The 18,815-nt window shown below is 69.1% G+C and carries 19 protein-coding genes; 11 read left to right on the forward strand and 8 right to left on the reverse strand.

The annotated features are described in order from the left end of the window. Nucleotides 1-2: 2 nt before the first annotated feature. Nucleotides 3-2,096, reverse strand: coding sequence for a transketolase (gene tkt / locus BN977_RS16470; RefSeq protein WP_024453908.1), 2,094 nt, complete (start codon nt 2,094-2,096; stop codon nt 3-5). A gap of 204 nt (nt 2,097-2,300) precedes the next feature. Here tkt and BN977_RS16475 point away from each other — a divergent pair, with 204 nt between their 5' ends. From BN977_RS16475 to BN977_RS16485, 3 genes are all read left to right on the forward strand, one after another. Beyond that, complete coding sequence (locus BN977_RS16475) at nt 2,301-3,233, forward strand: heme o synthase (RefSeq protein WP_024453909.1); 933 nt, start codon at nt 2,301-2,303, stop codon at nt 3,231-3,233. A 10-nt stretch (nt 3,234-3,243) separates the two neighbouring features. Continuing rightward, nucleotides 3,244-4,185 carry a DUF1254 domain-containing protein gene (locus BN977_RS16480; RefSeq protein ID WP_024453910.1) on the forward strand — a complete coding sequence of 314 codons (942 nt, stop codon included), beginning with the start codon at nt 3,244-3,246 and terminating at the stop codon, nt 4,183-4,185. Nucleotides 4,186-4,282: 97 nt separating this feature from the next. Further along, nucleotides 4,283-5,122, forward strand: a complete 840-nt coding sequence (locus tag BN977_RS16485; protein ID WP_036399654.1) for a putative endonuclease domain-containing protein — start codon at nt 4,283-4,285, stop codon at nt 5,120-5,122. Between the two features lie 69 nt (nt 5,123-5,191). Here the strand turns inward: BN977_RS16485 and BN977_RS16490 are convergent, their stop codons facing one another. Further along, on the reverse strand, nt 5,192-6,166 hold the full coding sequence (locus BN977_RS16490) for a quinone oxidoreductase family protein (protein ID WP_024453912.1): 975 nt from the start codon (nt 6,164-6,166) through the stop codon (nt 5,192-5,194). Nucleotides 6,167-6,184: 18 nt separating this feature from the next. On the opposite strand from BN977_RS16490, the gene BN977_RS16495 reads away from it, so the two are divergent. Beyond that, complete coding sequence (locus tag BN977_RS16495) at nt 6,185-7,132, forward strand: ATP-grasp domain-containing protein (protein ID WP_036400371.1); 948 nt, start codon at nt 6,185-6,187, stop codon at nt 7,130-7,132. On the opposite strand, the gene BN977_RS16500 is transcribed toward BN977_RS16495, so the two are convergent. The 5 genes from BN977_RS16500 to mptB are packed head-to-tail and all read right to left on the reverse strand — an operon-like array spanning nt 7,076 to nt 12,102. Beyond that, entirely contained in the window at nt 7,076-8,038 is a 963-nt protein-coding gene (locus BN977_RS16500) for a COX15/CtaA family protein (protein WP_036400374.1), read from the reverse strand. The two genes, BN977_RS16495 and BN977_RS16500, sit on opposite strands and share 57 nt — an antisense overlap. A gap of 47 nt (nt 8,039-8,085) precedes the next feature. Then, on the reverse strand, nt 8,086-8,763 hold the full coding sequence (locus BN977_RS16505) for a DUF429 domain-containing protein (protein WP_036399658.1): 678 nt from the start codon (nt 8,761-8,763) through the stop codon (nt 8,086-8,088). Nucleotides 8,764-8,780: 17 nt separating this feature from the next. After that, nucleotides 8,781-9,557 carry an ABC transporter permease gene (locus BN977_RS16510; protein ID WP_024453916.1) on the reverse strand — a complete coding sequence of 259 codons (777 nt, stop codon included), beginning with the start codon at nt 9,555-9,557 and terminating at the stop codon, nt 8,781-8,783. Next, a complete protein-coding gene (locus BN977_RS16515) occupies nt 9,551-10,486 on the reverse strand; it encodes an ABC transporter ATP-binding protein (protein ID WP_024453917.1) in 936 nt (311 codons plus the stop codon). Before BN977_RS16515 ends, BN977_RS16510 begins: the two co-directional genes overlap by 7 nt. Further along, nucleotides 10,483-12,102, reverse strand: coding sequence for a polyprenol phosphomannose-dependent alpha 1,6 mannosyltransferase MptB (gene mptB / locus BN977_RS16520; protein ID WP_036399663.1), 1,620 nt, complete (start codon nt 12,100-12,102; stop codon nt 10,483-10,485). The genes BN977_RS16515 and mptB overlap by 4 nt, the downstream gene beginning before the upstream one ends. Before the next feature lie 24 nt (nt 12,103-12,126). On the opposite strand from mptB, the gene BN977_RS16525 reads away from it, so the two are divergent. From BN977_RS16525 to BN977_RS16555, 7 genes are read left to right on the forward strand one after another with little or no spacing between them, the layout of a single operon-like run. Further along, on the forward strand, nt 12,127-12,963 hold the full coding sequence (locus BN977_RS16525) for a helix-turn-helix transcriptional regulator (RefSeq protein ID WP_170203583.1): 837 nt from the start codon (nt 12,127-12,129) through the stop codon (nt 12,961-12,963). Further along, nucleotides 12,960-14,387 carry a Fe-S cluster assembly protein SufB gene (sufB, locus tag BN977_RS16530; RefSeq protein WP_036399665.1) on the forward strand — a complete coding sequence of 476 codons (1,428 nt, stop codon included), beginning with the start codon at nt 12,960-12,962 and terminating at the stop codon, nt 14,385-14,387. Before BN977_RS16525 ends, sufB begins: the two co-directional genes overlap by 4 nt. Next, on the forward strand, nt 14,384-15,547 hold the full coding sequence (sufD, locus tag BN977_RS16535) for a Fe-S cluster assembly protein SufD (RefSeq protein WP_036399668.1): 1,164 nt from the start codon (nt 14,384-14,386) through the stop codon (nt 15,545-15,547). The genes sufB and sufD overlap by 4 nt, the downstream gene beginning before the upstream one ends. After that, nucleotides 15,544-16,311, forward strand: a complete 768-nt coding sequence (sufC, locus tag BN977_RS16540) for a Fe-S cluster assembly ATPase SufC (protein ID WP_024453922.1) — start codon at nt 15,544-15,546, stop codon at nt 16,309-16,311. The genes sufD and sufC overlap by 4 nt, the downstream gene beginning before the upstream one ends. A gap of 1 nt (nt 16,312) precedes the next feature. Beyond that, the gene (locus BN977_RS16545; RefSeq protein ID WP_036399671.1) at nt 16,313-17,560 is read left to right on the forward strand and encodes a cysteine desulfurase; all 1,248 of its coding nucleotides are present in this window, start codon (nt 16,313-16,315) and stop codon (nt 17,558-17,560) included. A 4-nt stretch (nt 17,561-17,564) separates the two neighbouring features. Continuing rightward, nucleotides 17,565-18,053 carry a Fe-S cluster assembly sulfur transfer protein SufU gene (sufU, locus tag BN977_RS16550; protein WP_024453924.1) on the forward strand — a complete coding sequence of 163 codons (489 nt, stop codon included), beginning with the start codon at nt 17,565-17,567 and terminating at the stop codon, nt 18,051-18,053. Then, nucleotides 18,050-18,391, forward strand: a complete 342-nt coding sequence (locus BN977_RS16555; RefSeq protein ID WP_024453925.1) for a metal-sulfur cluster assembly factor — start codon at nt 18,050-18,052, stop codon at nt 18,389-18,391. Before sufU ends, BN977_RS16555 begins: the two co-directional genes overlap by 4 nt. 63 nt (nt 18,392-18,454) lie before the next feature. Here BN977_RS16555 and BN977_RS16560 read toward each other — a convergent pair whose 3' ends face one another. After that, nucleotides 18,455-18,757, reverse strand: a complete 303-nt coding sequence (locus tag BN977_RS16560; RefSeq protein ID WP_036400379.1) for a hypothetical protein — start codon at nt 18,755-18,757, stop codon at nt 18,455-18,457. Nucleotides 18,758-18,815 lie beyond the last annotated feature (58 nt).

Raw genomic sequence — 18,815 nt, forward strand, 5'->3', positions numbered from 1 at the left:
GATTAGTTGTCGAGCGAGCGTTCGGCGGCGGCGACGACGGCCTCAGCGGTGAAGCCGAACTCGCGGAACAGCGTCTTGTCATCGGCCGACTCGCCGTAGTGCTCGATCGAGATGATCTCGCCGGTGTCGCCGACCAGCTTGTGCCACGGCTGCGCGATCCCGGCCTCGACCGCGACACGTGCCGAGACGTCGGGCGGGAGCACCGAATCGCGGTACTCCTTGGGCTGGGACTCGAACCACTCCACACACGGCATCGACACCACGTAGGCGACGATGTCCTTCTCCGCCAACAGCTTCCGGGCCTCGACCGCCAGCTGCAGCTCGGAGCCGGTCGCGATGATGATCACGTCGGCGTCGTCGGCGGGATTGCCGCCGCCGAGCACGTAACCACCGCGGGCCACCCCGTCGGAGTCGGTGCCCTCCAGCACCGGGATGCCCTGCCGGGTCAGGATGAAACCGACCGGGCCGCTGCCGTTGCCGCGGGCGATGATGCTGCGCCAGGCGTAGGCGGTCTCGTTCGGGTCACCGGGGCGCACCACCGACAGATTCGGGATGGCGCGCAGCGCCGCCAGGTGCTCGATCGGCTGATGGGTGGGGCCGTCCTCGCCGAGGCCGATCGAATCGTGGGTCCAGATGTAGATGGTGTCGATGTCCATCAGGGACGCCAACCGGACCGCCGGGCGCATGTAATCGGAGAACTGCAGGAACGTTCCGCCGAACGCCCGCGTCGGGCCGTGCAACACGATGCCGGACAGGATCGAGCCCATCGCGTGCTCGCGGATACCGAAGTGCAACACGCGGCCGTACCAGTCGGCGGTGTAGTCCGACGTCGAGATCGACGGCGGGCCGAACGACTTCACGCCGTTGATCGTGGTGTTGTTGCTGCCGGCCAGATCGGCTGAGCCACCCCACAATTCGGGCAGTTTGGGGGCGACGTCGTTGAGCACCTTGCCGAATGCGGCGCGAGTGGCCAGCGGCTTGGAGCCCGGCTCCCAGTAGGTCAGGTCGGCATCCCAGCCCTCGGGCAGTTCCTGGGCCAGCAGCCGGTCGAGCAGCTTCTTGCGCTCGGGCTCCCGCTCGGCCCAGGCGTCGAAACCGGTCTGCCACTTCTGGTGGGCTTCCCGGCCCCGGTCGACCAGCTTGCGGGTGTGCTCGATGACCTCGGGGCGCACCTCGAACTTCTTGTCCGGGTCGAAGCCCAGCACCTTCTTGGTGGCGGCCACCTCGTCGTCGCCGAGGGCCGACCCGTGCACGCCGCCGGTGTTCATCTTGGTGGGCGCCGGGTAGCCGATGATGGTCCGCAGCGCGATGAACGACGGCTTGTCGGTGACCTTCTTGGCCTCCTCGATGGCCGCCTCGATCCCGGCCACGTTCTCGCCGCCCTCGACCTCCTGGACGTGCCAGCCGTAGGCGCGGTAGCGCGCGGCCACGTCCTCGCTCAGCGCGATATCGGTGTCGTGCTCGATGGAGATGTGGTTCTTGTCGTAGAACACGATGAGGTTGCCGAGCTGCTGGGTGCCCGCCAGCGAGGAGGCCTCGCTGGTGACGCCCTCTTCGATGTCACCGTCGGAGGCGATCACGTAGATGTGGTGGTCGAACGGGCTGGTGCCCGGCGCGGCGTCGGGGTCGAACAGGCCGCGCTCGTACCGGGCGGCCATCGCCATGCCGACGGCCGAAGCCAGGCCCTGGCCCAGCGGCCCGGTCGTGATCTCCACACCCTTGGTGTGCCGGAACTCCGGGTGCCCCGGCGTCTTGGACTTCCAGGTCCGCAGCGCCTCGATGTCGTCGAGCTCCAGGCCGAAACCGCCCAGGTACAGCTGCAGGTACAGCGTCAGGCTGGAGTGCCCGCAGGACAGCACGAACCGGTCGCGGCCCAGCCAGTGCACGTCGCTGGGGTCATGACGCAGCTGGCGCTGGAACAGCGTGTAGGCCAGCGGGGCCAGGCTCATGGCGGTGCCGGGGTGGCCGTTACCGACCTTCTGCACCGCGTCGGCCGCCAGAACGCGCACGGTGTCGACGGCCAGTGAGTCGAGGTCCGTCCAGTCGTCCGGGTGGTTGGGGCGGGTGAGGGCGGAAATCTCCTCGGTGGTGGTCACTACGCGTGCTCCTAGCGTCTGCGAGATCAGCTGCTTGTTCCTCTAAAACACCCTAGTAGGAGCGACTCATCCGCGGCAGACCGGTTGGTGCACGTTTACTTCCCCGTTCACCGGAATTGACCCTGCGGTGTCGGGCTCACAGGCCCGCGGTCTACCATCGTCTGTAGTAGAAGCCCGCGTGACGCTGCCCGAGGAGTTATTTGCGTGAGCATTCGCGAGCGCCGGTCAGCTAGCGCAGCGCCCAGTCGGATCCGTTCGACGTTTCTGGCGTATCTGGCACTGACCAAGCCGCGCGTGATCGAGCTGTTGTTGGTGACGGCGATCCCGGCCATGTTGCTGGCCGACCGCGGCACGGTCGATCCGCTGTTGATCGTCAACACGTTGATCGGCGGCATGATGGCCGCCGCCGGGGCCAACACCCTGAACTGCGTCGCCGACGCCGACATCGACAAGGTGATGAAGCGGACCGCACTGCGGCCGCTGGCCCGTGCCTCGGTGCCGACCCGGCACGCACTGATCTTCGGGTTGGTGCTCTCGGCCGGCTCGTTCGCCTGGCTGTGGTGGACCACCAACCTGCTCTCCGGGGTGCTGGGCCTGGTCACCATCGCGTTCTACGTCTTCGTCTACACACTGCTGCTCAAACGGCGCACCTCGCAGAACGTGGTGTGGGGCGGGGCCGCCGGCTGCATGCCGGTGATGATCGGCTGGTCGGCGGTGACCGGGACCATCCAGTGGCCGGCCCTGGTGATGTTCGCGATCATCTTCTTCTGGACGCCGCCGCACACCTGGGCACTGGCCATGCGCTACAAGGACGACTACAAGGCGGCCGGGGTGCCGATGCTGCCTGCGGTGGCCACCGAGCGGCAGGTGACCCGCCAGATCCTGATCTACACCTGGCTCACGGTGCTCACCACGCTGGCGCTGACCCTGGCCACCGGCTGGCTGTACGCGTCGGTGGCGCTGCTGGCCGGGGCGTGGTTCCTGGTGATGGCGCACCAGCTCTACGCCGGGGTGAAGCGCGGCGAGCCGGTTAAGCCGCTGCGGTTGTTCCTGCAGTCGAACAACTATCTGGCCGTGGTGTTCTGCGCGCTGGCCATCGATTCCGCGCTGGCCCTGCCGACGTTGCTGGGACGCTAGATTCGTCGGCATGAGCCGACTGGTCAGCCCCGACAACTTCGCCCGCGCCGAATCGGACGTCTACTTCTCCCGCATCGCGGCCGACGGCGGCTTCGCGCAGTTCCTGCATTTTCGGGAACTCTCCCCGGTGGACGCGCAGGTGGTGATCCGGCAGAACCGCGACACCCTGTATTCGGCGGCCATCTTCGATCTGGACGCCGGCGACGTGACGATCACCCTGCCCGACAGCGCCGGCCGGTTCATGTCGGTGCAGATCATCAACGAGGACCACTACACCGTCGAGGTGGCCTACGCGCCGGCGGTGGTGATCCTGTCGCGCGATGTCGTGGGCACTCGCTACGTGCTGGCCGCCGTGCGCACCCTCGTCGACCCGAACGACGCCGCGGACCTGCCCGCCGTGCACGCCCTGCAGGACGCCATCGAGGTGACTCAGCCGGAGCCGGGCCGTTTCGAGATCCCGGACTGGGATCCGGCGACGCAGCAGACGGTGCGCGACGCGCTGATCACGCTGTCGACCACACTGACCGACTCGACGAGGACCTTCGGCGCCCGGGACGAGGTGGACCCGGTTCATCACCTGATCGGCACGGCCTTCGCGTGGGGCGGTAACCCCGAACGCGATGCGCTGTACCTCACGGTGATCCCGCCGGCCGACGACGGTGTCACCGTGCACCGGCTGACGGTGAAAGACGTTCCGGTGGACGGTTTCTGGTCGATCACCGTGTACAACAAGGACGGCTACCTGGAGCCGAACCCGCAGAATGCGTATTCGGTGAACAATGTCACAGCCGTCGCGGACGCCGACGGTGCGGTCACCGTCCAATTCGGCGGGGAGGGCGCGCCCAACGTGCTGCCGATCAGCGCGGGCTGGAACTACCTGGTGCGGCTGTACCGCCCGCGACCGGAGATCCTGGACGGATCCTGGACGTTCCCGGCGGCTGAGCCGGTCTAGCGACGCCGAGACTGAAGCCAGGGACGAAATCCGGTCCGGTCGTGTCCCTGGCTTCAGTCTCGACGGGCCTGTCGGTGTGTCGTGTCAGCATCCGCGGATGGGGGTTTTCATCGGAAGTGAGGCGCTGGCCGCGGGTCAGGTGACCCGCAGCGAGCTGCGCCGGCACCACCGCAGACTGTTTCCCGACGTGTACGGGCCCGACAACCCGACGCTGCTCGACCGGGCCAGGGCCGCGTGGTTGTGGTCGGGCCGGCGCGGCGTCATAGCGGGGGTGGCGGCGTCCGGTCTGCTCGGTGCGCGATGGGTGCCCGAGGACAGCGCGATCGAAATGCTCTGGCGCAACACCCATCCGCCGACGGGAGTCATCGTGCGCAACGAGACATACGCGCGCGACGAAATCACCACGTTCGGCGGGGTGCCCGTCACGACGCGGGCCCGGACCCTGTTCGACCTCGGTCGGCACCTGAGGCGCGACGACGCGGTGGCGCGGATGGACGCCTTGTTGTGGACGTGGCGGGTCACCGTCGACGACATCGCGCCGCTGATCGCCCGGTATCCCGCCTGCCGCGGGATCCGGCCGCTGCGGACAGCGTTGGCGTTGGCCGACGGCGGCGCGGACTCACCCCGCGAGACCTGGCTGCGGCTCCTGCTCACCGACGCCGGGATGCCACCGGAAGACACCCAGATCGAAGTGTTCGCGGGCACCCGGATGGTCGCCAAGGTGGACATGGGTTGGCGCTCGCTGAAGATCGCGGTGCAGTACGACGGCAGGCATCATCAGACCGAACGCGGTCAATATGTGCGCGATCGGCGCATCCAGCACGAACTGCAGGCGCTGGGCTGGATCGTCCTTCGGGTGATAGCCGAGGACAGCGCGGACGAGATCATTGCCGGGGTGGCCGCGGCGTTGGCCCGGCGACGGCAGCGCGCCGCGTGACCGGCACCGAGACTGAACCCAGGGACGAAATCCGGTCCGATGGCGTCCCTGGCTTCAGTCTCGACGGGCTCAGGGCACCAGCACGATCGAGCCGACCGTCTTGCGGCCCTGCAGGTCGATGTGCGCGCGGGCGGCCTCGGCCAGCGGGTAGCGCTCGCTGACCGTCACCGAGATCGAACCGTCGGCGATGGCGCTGAGCAGTTCGCCTGCCCGCCAAGCGAATTCGTCGGCGGTACGGGTGAAGTCACCCAGCTTCGGGCGGGTCAGGAACACCGAGCCGGCCGCATTCAGCCGCTGCGGGTCCACCGGCGGCACCGGGCCGCTGGCCGCGCCGAACAACGCCAGGGTGCCGCGCACCGCGAGGCTGGCCAGGCTGGCGTCGAAGGTGGAGGCGCCGACGCCGTCGTACACCGCGGCGACGCCGGCCCCGGCGGTCAGGTCGCGGATCGCGGCACCGAACTCGGCCGGATCGTCCGGGTAGTCGAGCACCTCGACCGCACCGGCCATCCGGGACAGCGCCGCCTTCTCCGGCGTCGACGCGGTGGTGATCACCCGAGTGCCCATGCTGGTGGCCCACTGGGTCAGGATCAGCCCGACCCCGCCCGCCCCGGCGTGCACCAGGATGGTGTCCGAGGGCTGCACCGGGTAGACCGACTTGATCAGATAATGCGCCGTCATGCCCTTGAGCAGGGCCGAGGCCACCGACTCGGGCGCCACCCCGTCGGGCACGTAGGCCACCCGATCACTCTGGGCCACGCAGTAGTCGGCGTACGCGCCGTCGGCATCGGCGGTGACCACCCGGTCGCCGACGGCCAGCGCGGCGACATCCTCGCCGACGGCCGCGACGGTGCCGCACACCTCGGTGCCCACCACGAACGGCACCTCGCGCTTGTACAGCCCCGACCGGAAATAGGTGTCGATGAAATTGACCCCGATGGCCTCGGCCTTGATCACCACCTGACCCGGCCCCGCGACCGGCTCGGGCTTCTCGACGTAGGTGAGGACCTCGGGTCCTCCGGTCTCGGCAACTTCGATGGCATGCATGCCACCTATCATCCACTGGTGAAGCTGGCCCGCCCCGACGTGTTCCATCCGCGCATCGTTTTCGCGAGTTGCCCGGCCCTGCCGCAGGGTGACAGCGACGACGACGGACTGGTCACCGCGCTGCGCCACCGCGGCCTGCACGTGCGGTGGAAATCCTGGGACGACCCGGCGACGCTGCAGGCCGATCTCGTGATCCTGCGCGCGGCATGGGATTACGCCGACCGTCTTGACGAATTCCTGGACTGGAGCCGGCGGGTGCGCCACCTGCTCAACCCGCCGGAGCTGGTGGCGTGGAGCGCGGACAAGCACTACCTGCTGGACTTGCAGGCCGACGGGGTGCCCATCGTCCCGACCCGGTATTTCGGCGTGGGCGAGGCCGTCGCGGTTCCCGCCGGTGAGGTGGTGGTGAAACCGGCGGTCGGCGCGGGTTCGGCCGGGGCGCAGCGGTTCGCCGACGCCGCCGCGGCCCGCGCGCATGCCGAGGCGTTGCAGGCGCAGGGCCGTCCGGTGCTGGTGCAGCCGTTCGATCGCCGGGTGGCGGCGGGGGAGACGGCGCTGGTGTTCCTGAACGGGGAACCGTCGCACGCGTTCACCAAGGGCCCGCTGCTGCCGCCGCCGGGCAGCGCCCCGGTGTTCGAGGAGACCGGCACCTTCGCGGCCGAGACGTTGTCCGGCGCGGATCCCGACGACGCGTTGTGGGATCTCGGGCACGACGCCGTGGCGTCGGTGGTGCGCCGATTCGGGCTGCGGCGCGAGGACCTGCTCTACGCCCGCGTCGACGTGCTCGGCACCGGCGCCGACGATCCCCGGCTGCTGGAGCTGGAACTGATCGAGCCGTCGCTGGGGTTCCGGCAGCTGGGCGCCGCGGAGAAGGCGCGTGCCGAACGGGATTTCGCGGTGGGTGTCGAGTCAGCCCTGGAGCGGCTGGGGCTCGGACCCCTCTCGCGCCCGCATGGACGCCCATAGCGCCGCGGTGGCGGCGGTACAGGCCGCGGCGAACGCCACGTGCACCGCGACCAAGGCGGCGGGCACACCGGTGTAGAACTGCACGGCGCCGATCATGCCCTGCGTGGCGACCAGCACCACCAGCACCACCCAGCGGATGCGCACCGCCCGCGGCGCGCCCACGGCCAGCAGGCCGAAGCCCAGGCCGACCAGCAGCGCCAGATAGGCCACCAGCAACGACGAATGCACGTGCACCAGGGTGGTGATCTCCACCTCCAGCCGGGGCACCACCCGGTCCAGGCTCTTGTCGCCGGCGTGCGGGCCGGCGCCGGTCACCAGCGTGCCGGTGACCAGGATCCCCGACAGCACCACCGCGGACAGGACAGTCAACTGGCGCAAGGGTTTCACCACCCGCTCGGTGACCACCCCGGTGTCTGGTTCACCGATCTTGACGTAGAGCAGCACGGCCAGCCACACCATGATCATCGACGCCAGCAGGTGGATGGCCACCGTCCACCACAGCAGGCCGGTGAGCACGGTGATACCACCCATCACCGCCTGGGCGACGGTCGAGGCCGGCATCAGCCAGGCGTACACCAGCACCTCGCGGCGGCGCCGGGCCCTGGTCACCGCGAGTACGGCCAGTGCGGCGGTGGCGACCACACCGAAGGTGAACAGCCGATTGGTGAACTCGACGGCCTGATGCACGATGGCCACCTCGGCATGCGGCACCGGCACGAAACTGCCGGGGAAACACTGCGGCCAGGTCGGGCAGCCCAGCCCGGACGCGGTCACCCGGACGATCGCCCCGGTGACCGAGATACCGCCCTGGGTGAGGATGACCAGGAACGCGATGAGTCGCTGGACGCGCAGGCTGGGCAGGGGCAGCAGGTCGACGACTTTGAGAAACCACCGACGCAGCGCCACGGCCCGATCGTAGAGCAACGTTAACTACACGCCGTAGTAGGGGCCGCTCAACACCAGATCGCGATGCGCTGCCCGCGCTCGTTGACCCGCGGCGGGTCGGGCACGCTGTAGGCCCGACCGGCGGCGATCCGGGCCGCGCTCCACGCCACCGCGGCCGCGTCCAGCACGTCGTCGGCCGGGACATGCGCCGCCGCGCCCAGGTCCTCCGGCAGGTCGATACCGTGCGCGGCCAGCACTCGCAGCCGCGCCCGCTGCCCGCGCCAGGTCTTCTTGGTGCCGTCGGCGAACTGCAACCCCATCTGCTGGAACGACAGTTCGGGGTGTGCTTCCCACAGCGGTGCGGCCTGCCGGTCGTGCAGTGCGTCGGCGTCCAGCAGCTTGGCCTTCAGGCCCCAGGACTGGATGCTCATGCCCTTGCCCATCAGGCGCCGGCTCAGCGCACTGGCGGCGGCGTGATCGGGTTGATCCCAGCACGGCCGCGGCGCGATCTCGAAGATGGTGGACCGGCGCCGGCCGAGCAGCGCGCGGGCGGCGGCGTCGGTGCCGCGCGGCCCGGATTCCATCAACCCCAGCGGGATGTCCACCCCGATCGCCGCTGCGGTGCCGATTCCCGCGACCACCTCGGCCAGCCGCTCGGCGACATGGATGCCGGCATAGGCACCGTCGTGCAGCACCACGCCCACCCAGCCGCCGCGGCAGGCGTCCACACCGGCGACTGTCGTCACGACCGGGTCCTGACGGTCTAGGTGAAGCGGAACCAGCGCAGCGCGCACAGCGCGGCGACACCGCCCCACACCGCCAGCACGATGATGCCGAACCAGTCCACCGACAACGTCATCGCCTGCGTCAGTGCCTCGGTGAGCGCACCCGACGGGGTGAGCCGGGCGATCCAGGCCACGGTGTGCGGCACCAGGCCACCCTCGAGGGTCAGTGCGCCGAGGCCGGCGAAGACGAACCACGCCAGGTTGCCCACCGCCAGCACGATCTCGGCTTTCAGGGTCCCGCCGAGCAGCAGGCCCAGCGCGGCGAACGACGCGGTGCCCAATGCGATGACCACCGCGCCGAGCAGCAGGCCCAGCACCGCGGGCCGCCAGCCCAGGGCAATACCGATGGCCCCCAACAGGATCGACTGCAGGAACACCACGGTGACCACGGCCAGTGATTTGCCGGCGATGATGCCCCACACCGGAAGGGCCGTGGCACCAAGGCGTTTCAGCGCGCCGTAGCGACGGTCGAAGGCCACCGCGATGGCCTGGCCGGTGAACGCCGTGGAGATGACGGCCAGCGCCATGATGGCCGGCGCGAAGGTCGCCGCCCGGTCGGTGCCGAACGAGCCCAGCGGCATCAGCGTCAGCCCGATGAGCAGGGTGATGGGGATGAACATGGTCAGCAGCAGCTGCTCGCCGTTGCGCAGCAGCAGCTTGAGTTCCAGCCCGTACTGGGCGGTGAGCATCTGGCGCACCCCGGCCGGGCGCGGGTCGGGGGAGAAGGTGCCTGCGGCGAAACGGTTGGTCACGATCGGAGCTCCCGGCCGGTCAGGTCGAGGAAGACGTCCTCGAGGCTGCGCTGTTCGACGCGCATATCGGTGGCCAGCACGTCCAGCCGGGCGCACCAGGCGGTGACGGTCGCCAGCACCTGCGGATCGATGTGACCCTCCACCAGGTACTCGCCGGGGGCCGCCTCGGCGGCGCGGTAGGTCTCGGGCAGGGCCGACACCAGCAGCGTCAGGTCCAGTTTCGGTGGCGCGCTGAACCGCAGCTGGTTCTCCGCGCCGCTGCGCATCAGCTCGGCCGGGGTGCCGGCGGCGACGGTCTTGCCGTGGTCGATGATCACCAGCCGGTCGGCCAGTTCCTCGGCCTCGGTCAGTTGGTGGGTGGTCAGCACGACGGTGACACCGTCGCGGCGCAGCGCGTCGATCAGCTCCCACACCACGATCCGGGCGTGCGCGTCCATCCCGGCGGTCGGCTCGTCGAGGAACACCAACTCCGGGCGGCCCACCACGGCGCAGGCCAGCGCCAGGCGCTGCTGCTGCCCGCCGGAGAGCCGGCGGTAGGTGGTGCGGGCGGCGTCGGTCAGTCCGAGGGTGTCCATCAGCCAGCGCGGATCCAGCGGGTTGGCGGCGTAGGAGGCGACCAGGTCGAGCATCTCGCCGGCCCGGGCGGCCGGATAACCGCCGCCACCCTGCAGCATCACCCCGATGCGTTCCCGGACGCGGCTGTTCTCGGCGGCCGGATCCAAGCCCAGGATCTCGATGCTGCCGGCGTCGGGCCGCAGGAATCCCTCGCACATCTCCACCGTGGTGGTCTTGCCCGCGCCGTTGGGGCCCAGCAGGGCCAGCACCTCGGCGCGGTGCACGTCGAGGTCCAGCTCGGACACCGCGGTGGTGGACCCGTAGCGCTTGGTCACGCCGCGCAGGCGCACCGGGTCGGCGGCAGAAGCGGTGGTCACGGGGATTCAGCGTAAGCGGCGGGCCTGACCACGGGTGCGCCGGGCAGGGCACGCCACGGCAGCCGGCGCCAGGTCAGCGCGATCAGCAACAGCACGATCACCGTGCTGGCCAGGGTGGCGTCCAGGATCTGGAAGAGCGCGAACCGGTCGCCGTTGGCGGTCGGGCCGAAGATGCCCACCACCAGGGTGATCGCGATGGTCGCGCCGCGGAATCCGGGCCGGGTGGCCCAGGTCGCCAGCGGGATGATGGCCCACAGCAGGTACCACGGTTGCACCACCGGGAAGAGCAGCACGGTGGCGCCGAGGGCCACCCCGAGACCGCCGACGGGATGCAGCCGGCCCCGGAACACGGCCAACAACAGCCAGGTCACCAGGATTGCGATGATGATCACACCGATGCCGCGGGTCAGGCCGAGCACGGCGGTGGTGTGGTCGCCCAGCCCCAGCAGGATGCCCACCTGACCGGTGCCCAGCGCGATCAGCGTGGGCGGGGACATCCAGGACCGCACCACGTTGGCGGTGCCCAGGGTGAACAGCCAGCCGAAGCCCAGCCCGCTGGCCCAGCCGATCACCGCCATCACGATCAGTGAGATGGTGCCCAGCGCGCAGCTGGCCGCCAGGAAGTCCTTGACGGTGCCGCCCCAGCGCCAGGCCAGCGCCATGCCGACGAATCCGACGGCCAGCAACGACGGCAGTTTGATCTGTGAGGACAGGGCGATCAGCACGGTGCCGAAAACCAGCATGCCCAGGGGTTTGGGGGCGATGCGCCAGACCCCGGCCCGCACCCCGTCGATGCCGCGCAGCGCGAATTCGGTTCCGGCGAGCATCAATCCGAGCATCGGTGCCTCGTTGTGGATGCCGGCCACCAGATGCATGAACAGCAGCGGGTTGCACGGACCCAGCCACAGCGCGCTCACCTCGGCCACACCGCAGCGCTGCGCCAGGCGGGGAGTGGCCCACACGATCAGCCCGACCCCGAGCAGCACCACCAGCCGGTGGCAGAGCACCGCGGCGACGATGTCCTCGCCGGTGAGCGCCGAGATGCCGCGGCCGATCCACAGGAACAGCGGGCCGTAGGGTGCCGGGGTCTCGCGCCACAGGCTGGGCACCGACAGCGTGAACACGTGGTCCAGGCCGAGTCCCGGCGCGGGACCGATCTTGTACGGGTCCAGCCCGATGCGGGCGATCTGGCTCTGCGCCAGATACGAGTACACGTCCTTGCTGTACATCGGCGGGGCGATGAGCAACGGCAGCGCCCACAACAACAGGGTGCGGTCCAGCTGGCTGCGCGACATGCGGCGCGGCCCCAGCGCGAACCGGCCGAGCATGAGCCACGCCAGCGTCATCATCACCGCGCCGGTGGTGGTCATGGTCAGCGACACGGTCTGGATGCGCGACGGCAGGTTCAGCAGCCGCACCCCGAACGTCGGATCCTGCACGACGGGCCGGGCACCGGCCCCGAGGGCGCCGATGGCCATGAGGACGGTGCCGGTCGCCCCGAAAACCCTGGTACGACGCAGCGCGACGACTTCGGCGTCGTTGAGTGGGGAGCCAACGGTTCGCTCGTCGGCATGCCATCGGGCGACCGCCGAGCTGAAGGACCCGAGCGCGGTCATCCCAGCAGCGTAGACGGTGGCCCGGTGAGCTCTTGCACAGTTAGGGTGCCCTTGCTGGAACCGCAGGTCGAATTCCGACACAATAGTGTTGTGAAATTAAATCCGGAGGTCTCAGGCGTGGCTACGGCCGTGCCCGCGGGGCTGCCGGATGGTCACGGCCCCGAAGGCGATACCCGCAGTGCCATCGTGCAGTTGCTGCTGGAAGGTCCCGTCACCGCCGGCGACATCGGCGAGCGGCTGGGCATCTCGGCCACCGGCGTGCGCCGTCACCTCGACGCGTTGATCGAAGCCGGGGACGCCCAGGCCAGTGCCGCCGCGGCGTGGCAGCACAACGGCCGCGGCCGGCCGGCCAAGCGGTACCGGATCACCGCCGCCGGGCGCGCCAAACTCGACCACGCCTACGACGATCTGGCCGCCGCCGCCATGCGGCAGTTGCGTGAGATCGGCGGTGACGAGGCGGTGCAGACGTTCGCCCGGCGCCGCATCGACGGCATCCTCGCCGAGGTGGTGAACGCTCCGCACACCGACGACGTGGCGCAGACCGCCGACCGGGTGGCCGCCGCGCTCACCAAGGCCGGGTACCGGACCACCACCACACCGGTGGCCGGGCCGCTGTCGGGCGTGCAGATCTGTCAGCATCACTGCCCGGTGTCGCATGTCGCCGAGGAATTCCCGGAGTTGTGCGACGCCGAGCGGCAGGCCTTCGCCGAGATCCTGGGCACCCACGTGCAACGGCTGGCCACCATCGTCAACGGCGACTGCGCCTGCACCACCCACGTTCCATTGGGACCCGAAGGGCCCAAGTCCGTTCGGCTCGCAGCCCGAGCCGAATCCACCACCACACAAGGAGTGTCGCGATGACCCTCACCCCGGAACAGCTGACCCAGGAGGAGACCATTGCCTCCCTGGGCAAGTACGGCTACGGCTGGTCGGACAGTGACACCGCCGGCGCCGCGGCCACCCGTGGGCTGTCCGAGGCGGTCGTGCGCGATATCTCGGGCAAGAAGAACGAGCCCGAGTGGATGCTCGACATCCGGCTGAAGGCGCTGCGCACCTTCGACAAGAAGCCGATGCCGCACTGGGGCTCCAATCTCGAGGGCATCGACTTCGACAACATCAAGTACTTCGTGCGCTCCACCGAGAAGCAGGCGGCGTCCTGGGAGGAGCTGCCCGAGGACATCCGCAACACCTACGACCGGCTGGGCATCCCGGAGGCCGAGAAGCAGCGGCTGGTCGCGGGTGTGGCCGCCCAGTACGAGTCCGAGGTGGTCTACCACCAGATCCGCGAGGACCTGGAGGCCCAGGGCGTCATCTTCCTGGACACCGACTCGGGCCTGCGTGAGCACCCGGAGATCTTCAAGCAGTACTTCGGCACCGTGATCCCGGCCGGTGACAACAAGTTCTCCGCGCTGAACACCGCGGTCTGGTCGGGCGGCTCGTTCATCTACGTCCCGCCGGGTGTGCACGTCGACATCCCGCTGCAGGCCTACTTCCGGATCAACACCGAGAACATGGGCCAGTTCGAGCGCACCCTGATCATCGCCGACGAGGGCTCCTACGTGCACTACGTGGAGGGCTGCACGGCGCCGATCTACAAGAGCGACTCGCTGCACTCCGCCGTCGTCGAGATCGTGGTGAAACCCGGTGCGCGCGTGCGGTACACGACCATCCAGAATTGGTCGAACAACGTCTACAACCTGGTCACCAAGCGGGCCAGGGCGGAGGCCGGCGCCACCATGGAGTGGATCGACGGCAACATCGGCTCCAAGGTCACCATGAAATACCCGGCGGTCTGGATGACCGGTGAGCACGCCAAGGGTGAGGTGCTCTCGGTCGCGTTCGCCGGCGAGGGCCAGCACCAGGACACCGGCGCCAAGATGCTGCACCTGGCGCCGCACACGTCGAGCAACATCGTGTCCAAGTCCGTCGCCCGCGGCGGCGGGCGCGCGTCCTACCGCGGCCTGATCCAGGTCAACAAGGGGGCGCACGGGTCGCGGTCATCCGTGAAATGTGACGCCCTGCTGGTCGACACGATCAGCCGCAGCGACACCTACCCCTATGTCGACATCCGTGAGGACGACGTCACGATGGGCCACGAGGCCACCGTGTCCAAGGTCAGCGAGGACCAGCTGTTCTACCTGATGAGCCGCGGCCTGACCGAGGACGAGGCGATGGCCATGGTGGTGCGCGGCTTCGTCGAGCCGATCGCCAAGGAACTGCCGATGGAGTACGCCCTGGAACTGAACCGGCTCATCGAGCTGCAGATGGAAGGCGCTGTGGGATGACCGGTATCGCTCTGGAATCAACCAAGGGCGAGGCGTTCACCTCCTTCGACGTCGACGCCTTCGAGGTGCCCGCCGGCCGCGACGAGATCTGGCGGTTCACCCCGCTCAAGCGGCTGCGCGGGCTGCACAACGGCACCGCGGCCGCCGACGGCAGCGCGCTGATCGAGGTCACCGAACGCCCGGGTGTCACCGTCGAGGCCGTCCAGCGTGGCGACGAACGGCTCGGCCAGGGCGGCGTGCCCGCCGATCGGGTTGCCGCCCAAGCGTTCTCGTCGTTCTCGCAGGCGACGGTGGTGACCGTCGGGCGCAACACGGTGGTGGACGAGCCCATCGAGATCACGGTCAGCGGGCCCGGCGCGGGCGCGACCGCCTACGGGCACCTGCAGATCCGTGTCGAGGAGCTGGGCGAGGCAGTGGTGGTCATCGACCACCGCGGCAGCGGAACCTATGCCGACAACGTCGAATTCGTGCTCGGCGACGCCGCGCAGCTCAAGGTGGTGTCCATCGCCGACTGGGCCGACGACGCCGTGCACGTCACCATGCATCACGCCGCGCTCGGCAAGGACGCGGTGTTCCGGCACTTCAACGTCACGCTGGGCGCCGAGATCGCGCGGCTGACCGGGCGGGTGCGGTTCGACGCGCCGGGTGGCGACGCCGAACTGCTCGGCCTGTACTTCGCCGACGACGGCCAGCACCTGGAGTCGCGGCTGTTGGTCGACCACGCCCAGCCGAACTGTCGGTCGCACGTCACGTACAAGGGTGCGCTGCAAGGAGATCCGTCCAGCGACAAGCCCGACACCCACACCGTCTGGGTCGGCGACGTGCTGATCCGCGCCGAGGCCACCGGGACCGACACCTACGAGGTGAACCGCAACCTGGTGCTCACCGACGGCGCCCGCGCGGACTCGGTGCCCAACCTGGAGATCGAGACCGGCGAGATCCTCGGCGCCGGCCACGCCAGCGCCACCGGGCGCTTCGACGACGAGCAGCTGTTCTACCTGCGGGCCCGCGGTATCCCCGAGGACCAGGCCCGCCGGCTGGTGGTGCGCGGCTTCTTCGGCGAACTGATCCAGAAGATCTCCGTGCCCGCGGTCCGGGACCGCCTCACCGCAGCCATCGAACACGAACTCGAACTGACCGAAGGAAACACCCACTCATGACCACCCTCGCCATCACGGACCTGCACGTCAGCGTCAACGCGCCGGACGGGCAGGAGATCCCGATCCTCAAGGGCGTCGACCTCACCGTGAAATCCGGTGAGACACACGCGGTGATGGGCCCCAACGGCTCCGGTAAGTCGACGCTGTCCTACGCCATCGCCGGTCATCCGAAGTACACCGTCACGTCGGGCACGATCACCCTGGACGGCGCCGACGTGCTGGAGATGAGCATCGACGAACGCGCCCGCGCGGGCCTGTTCCTGGCCATGCAGTACCCGGTCGAGGTGCCCGGCGTGTCCATGTCGAACTTCCTGCGCACCGCCGCGACCGCCGTGCGCGGCGAGGCGCCGAAGCTGCGGCACTGGGTCAAAGAGGTCAAGGCCGCCATGTCGGATCTGGACATCGACCCGGCGTTCGGTGAGCGCAGCGTCAACGAGGGCTTCTCCGGTGGTGAGAAGAAGCGCCACGAGATCCTGCAGCTGGGCCTGCTCAAGCCGAAGATCGCCATCCTGGACGAGACCGACTCCGGCCTCGACGTCGACGCGCTGCGCATCGTGAGCGAGGGTGTCAACCGCTACAAGGAAGCCGAGAACGGCGGCGTCCTGCTGATCACGCACTACACCCGCATCCTGCGCTACATCAAGCCGCAGTTCGTGCACGTGTTCTTCGACGGGCGCATCGTCACTTCCGGGGGGCCGGAACTGGCCGACGAGCTGGAAGAGAACGGTTACGAGCGCTTCACCCAGGCCGCGGCTGGAGCCTGATGTGACGGCGTCAGTCGATCTGGATGTGACCAGGATCAGATCTGACTTTCCGATCCTGAGCCGGGTGATGCGCGGCGGGAACCAGTTGGCCTACCTGGATTCCGGGGCCACATCGCAGAAGCCGCTGCAGGTGCTCGACGCCGAACGGGACTTCCTGACCACCTCCAACGGCGCGGTGCACCGCGGCGCGCACCAGCTGATGGAGGAGTCCACCGACGCCTATGAGCAGGGCCGCGCCGATATCGCGGCCTTCGTCGGTGCCGACGACGACGAGCTGGTGTTCACCAAGAACGCCACCGAATCGCTGAACCTGGTGGCGTACACGCTGGGGGACCGGCGCTTCGACCGCGCGGTGGGGCCAGGCGATGTCATCGTCACCACCGAGCTGGAGCACCATGCCAACCTGATCCCGTGGCAGGAGCTCGCCCAGCGCACCGGGGCGACCCTGCGCTGGTATGGCGTCACCGATGACGGACGTATCGACCTGGATTCGCTGGAGCTCGACGAGCGGGTCAAAGTCGTTGCCTTCAGCCATCATTCGAATGTCACAGGAGCGGTCGCCCCGGTCGCCGAACTGGTCGCGCGGGCCAACGCCGTCGGCGCGCTCACGGTGCTGGACGCCTGCCAGTCGGTGCCGCACCTGCCGGTGGATTTCCACGCCCTGGACGTCGACTATGCGGCGTTCTCCGGGCACAAGATGCTGGGTCCGACCGGCATCGGCGTGCTCTACGGCCGGCGCCGGCTGCTCAATGCGATGCCGCCGTTCATCACCGGCGGCTCGATGATCGAGACCGTCACCATGGAGGCCACCACCTACGCACCCGCCCCGCAGCGGTTCGAGGCGGGTACGCCGATGACCTCCCAGGTGGTCGGATTGGCCGCGGCGGCACGGTATCTCGGCGCCCTGGGGATGCCCGCGGTGCAGACGCACGAGAACGAGCTGGTGGCCGCGGCGCTCGACGGGCTGGGCGCCATCCCCGGGGTGCGCATCATCGGCCCCACCACGCTGGAACACCGCGGTTCGCCGGTGAGCTTCGTCGTCGACGGGGTGCACGCTCACGACGTCGGGCAGGTGCTGGACGACGAGGGCGTGGCGGTGCGGGTGGGCCATCACTGCGCCTGGCCGCTGCACCGCCGGTTCGGCATCGCCGCCACCGCGCGGGCGTCGTTCGCGGTGTACAACACGCTCGACGAGGTCGATCGCCTGGTGGCGGGTGTCAAACGGGCCATCGAGTTCTTCGGGGCGTGATGGCGTGAGACTGGAGCAGATGTACCAGGAAGTCATCCTGGACCACTACAAGCATCCGCACCACCGAGGCCTGCGTGAGCCGTACGGTGCGCAGGTCTACCACGTCAACCCGACCTGCGGTGACGAGGTGACGCTGCGGGTCCGGCTGTCCGAGGACGGCGAGACCGTCGACGACATCTCCTATGACGGGCAGGGCTGCTCCATCAGCCAGGCCTCGACGTCGGTGCTCACCGACCAGGTGATCGGCCAGTCCGTCGGTGATGCGCTCAAGACGGTCGCGGCGTTCACGGAGATGATCTCCTCACGCGGCAACGTCGAGGGGGACGAGGATGTGTTGGGCGATGGCATCGCCTTCGCCGGGGTATCCCGCTACCCGGCCCGGGTGAAATGCGCACTGCTGGGCTGGATGGCTTTCAAGGCCGCCCTGGCCGACGCCAGGCCAGAACATGATGCGCTCGCCGAGGCGAGCGCTGAGGTGGAGGAGAAACGATGAGTGACCAGACCGAAGAACTACTGCTGGCCGACGTCGAAGAGGCCATGCGTGACGTGGTCGATCCCGAGCTGGGCATCAACGTCGTGGACCTCGGCCTGGTGTACGGGCTGAACCTGGAGGACGGGGAGGCCGGCAAGGTCGCGCTGATCGACATGACGCTGACCTCGGCGGCCTGCCCGCTCACCGATGTCATCGAAGACCAGACCCGCACCGCGCTGATCGGAGCGGGCCTGGTCAAGGACATCAAGCTGAACTGGGTGTGGAACCCGCCGTGGGGCCCGGACAAGATCACCGACGACGGCCGCGAGCAGCTGCGGGCGCTCGGCTTCACGGTCTGATCGGACCGAGTACTCAGCACCTCGGCCCGACCGAGTGCTCAGCACCTCGGCCCGACCGAGTGCTCAGCACTCGATGTCGAGGTAGATCGACTTCGAGACGACGACCGTGGTGAACGTGTCGCCGGGGCCGCTGCTGTCACTGCGAGTGACCTCCTGGCCCGGCCGGATGGCGTGCACCAGGCATTGGGTCAACGGCGCCGTCCCGGTCCGGCTGAGGATCACCGAATAGCCCTGGGCCCTCAACGAATTCACGGTGTCCTGGGCGTTCGACGGGCCCGACGGCGCGGCCGCGGCCGAGGCCGAGGCTGCCACGGCGGCGGTGAAGAGGGCGGCCGCGGTGGCGGCGGTGATCGGGTGAGTTCGCACGATCGTTCCTTTCGCTGGTTTGTCGTTGATGTGACAAACCTGGCGCGCCCAGACACCT

The sequence above is a fragment of the Mycolicibacterium cosmeticum genome (genome assembly GCF_000613185.1).
Classification (GTDB): Bacteria; Actinomycetota; Actinomycetes; order Mycobacteriales; family Mycobacteriaceae; genus Mycobacterium; species Mycobacterium cosmeticum.

Bases quoted from the DNA above. Each gene is read 5' to 3' on its own strand.
- BN977_RS16480 (WP_024453910.1), top strand. From the start codon at position 3,244: ATGAGCCGACTGGTCAGCCCCGACAACTTCGCCCGCGCCGAATCGGAC.
- BN977_RS16485 (WP_036399654.1), top strand. From the start codon at position 4,283: ATGGGGGTTTTCATCGGAAGTGAGGCGCTGGCCGCGGGTCAGGTGACC.
- BN977_RS16490 (WP_024453912.1), bottom strand. From the start codon at position 6,166: ATGCATGCCATCGAAGTTGCCGAGACCGGAGGACCCGAGGTCCTCACC.
- mptB (WP_036399663.1), bottom strand. From the start codon at position 12,102: ATGACCGCGCTCGGGTCCTTCAGCTCGGCGGTCGCCCGATGGCATGCC.
- sufB (WP_036399665.1), top strand. From the start codon at position 12,960: ATGACCCTCACCCCGGAACAGCTGACCCAGGAGGAGACCATTGCCTCC.
- sufD (WP_036399668.1), top strand. From the start codon at position 14,384: ATGACCGGTATCGCTCTGGAATCAACCAAGGGCGAGGCGTTCACCTCC.
- sufC (WP_024453922.1), top strand. From the start codon at position 15,544: ATGACCACCCTCGCCATCACGGACCTGCACGTCAGCGTCAACGCGCCG.
- BN977_RS16555 (WP_024453925.1), top strand. From the start codon at position 18,050: ATGAGTGACCAGACCGAAGAACTACTGCTGGCCGACGTCGAAGAGGCC.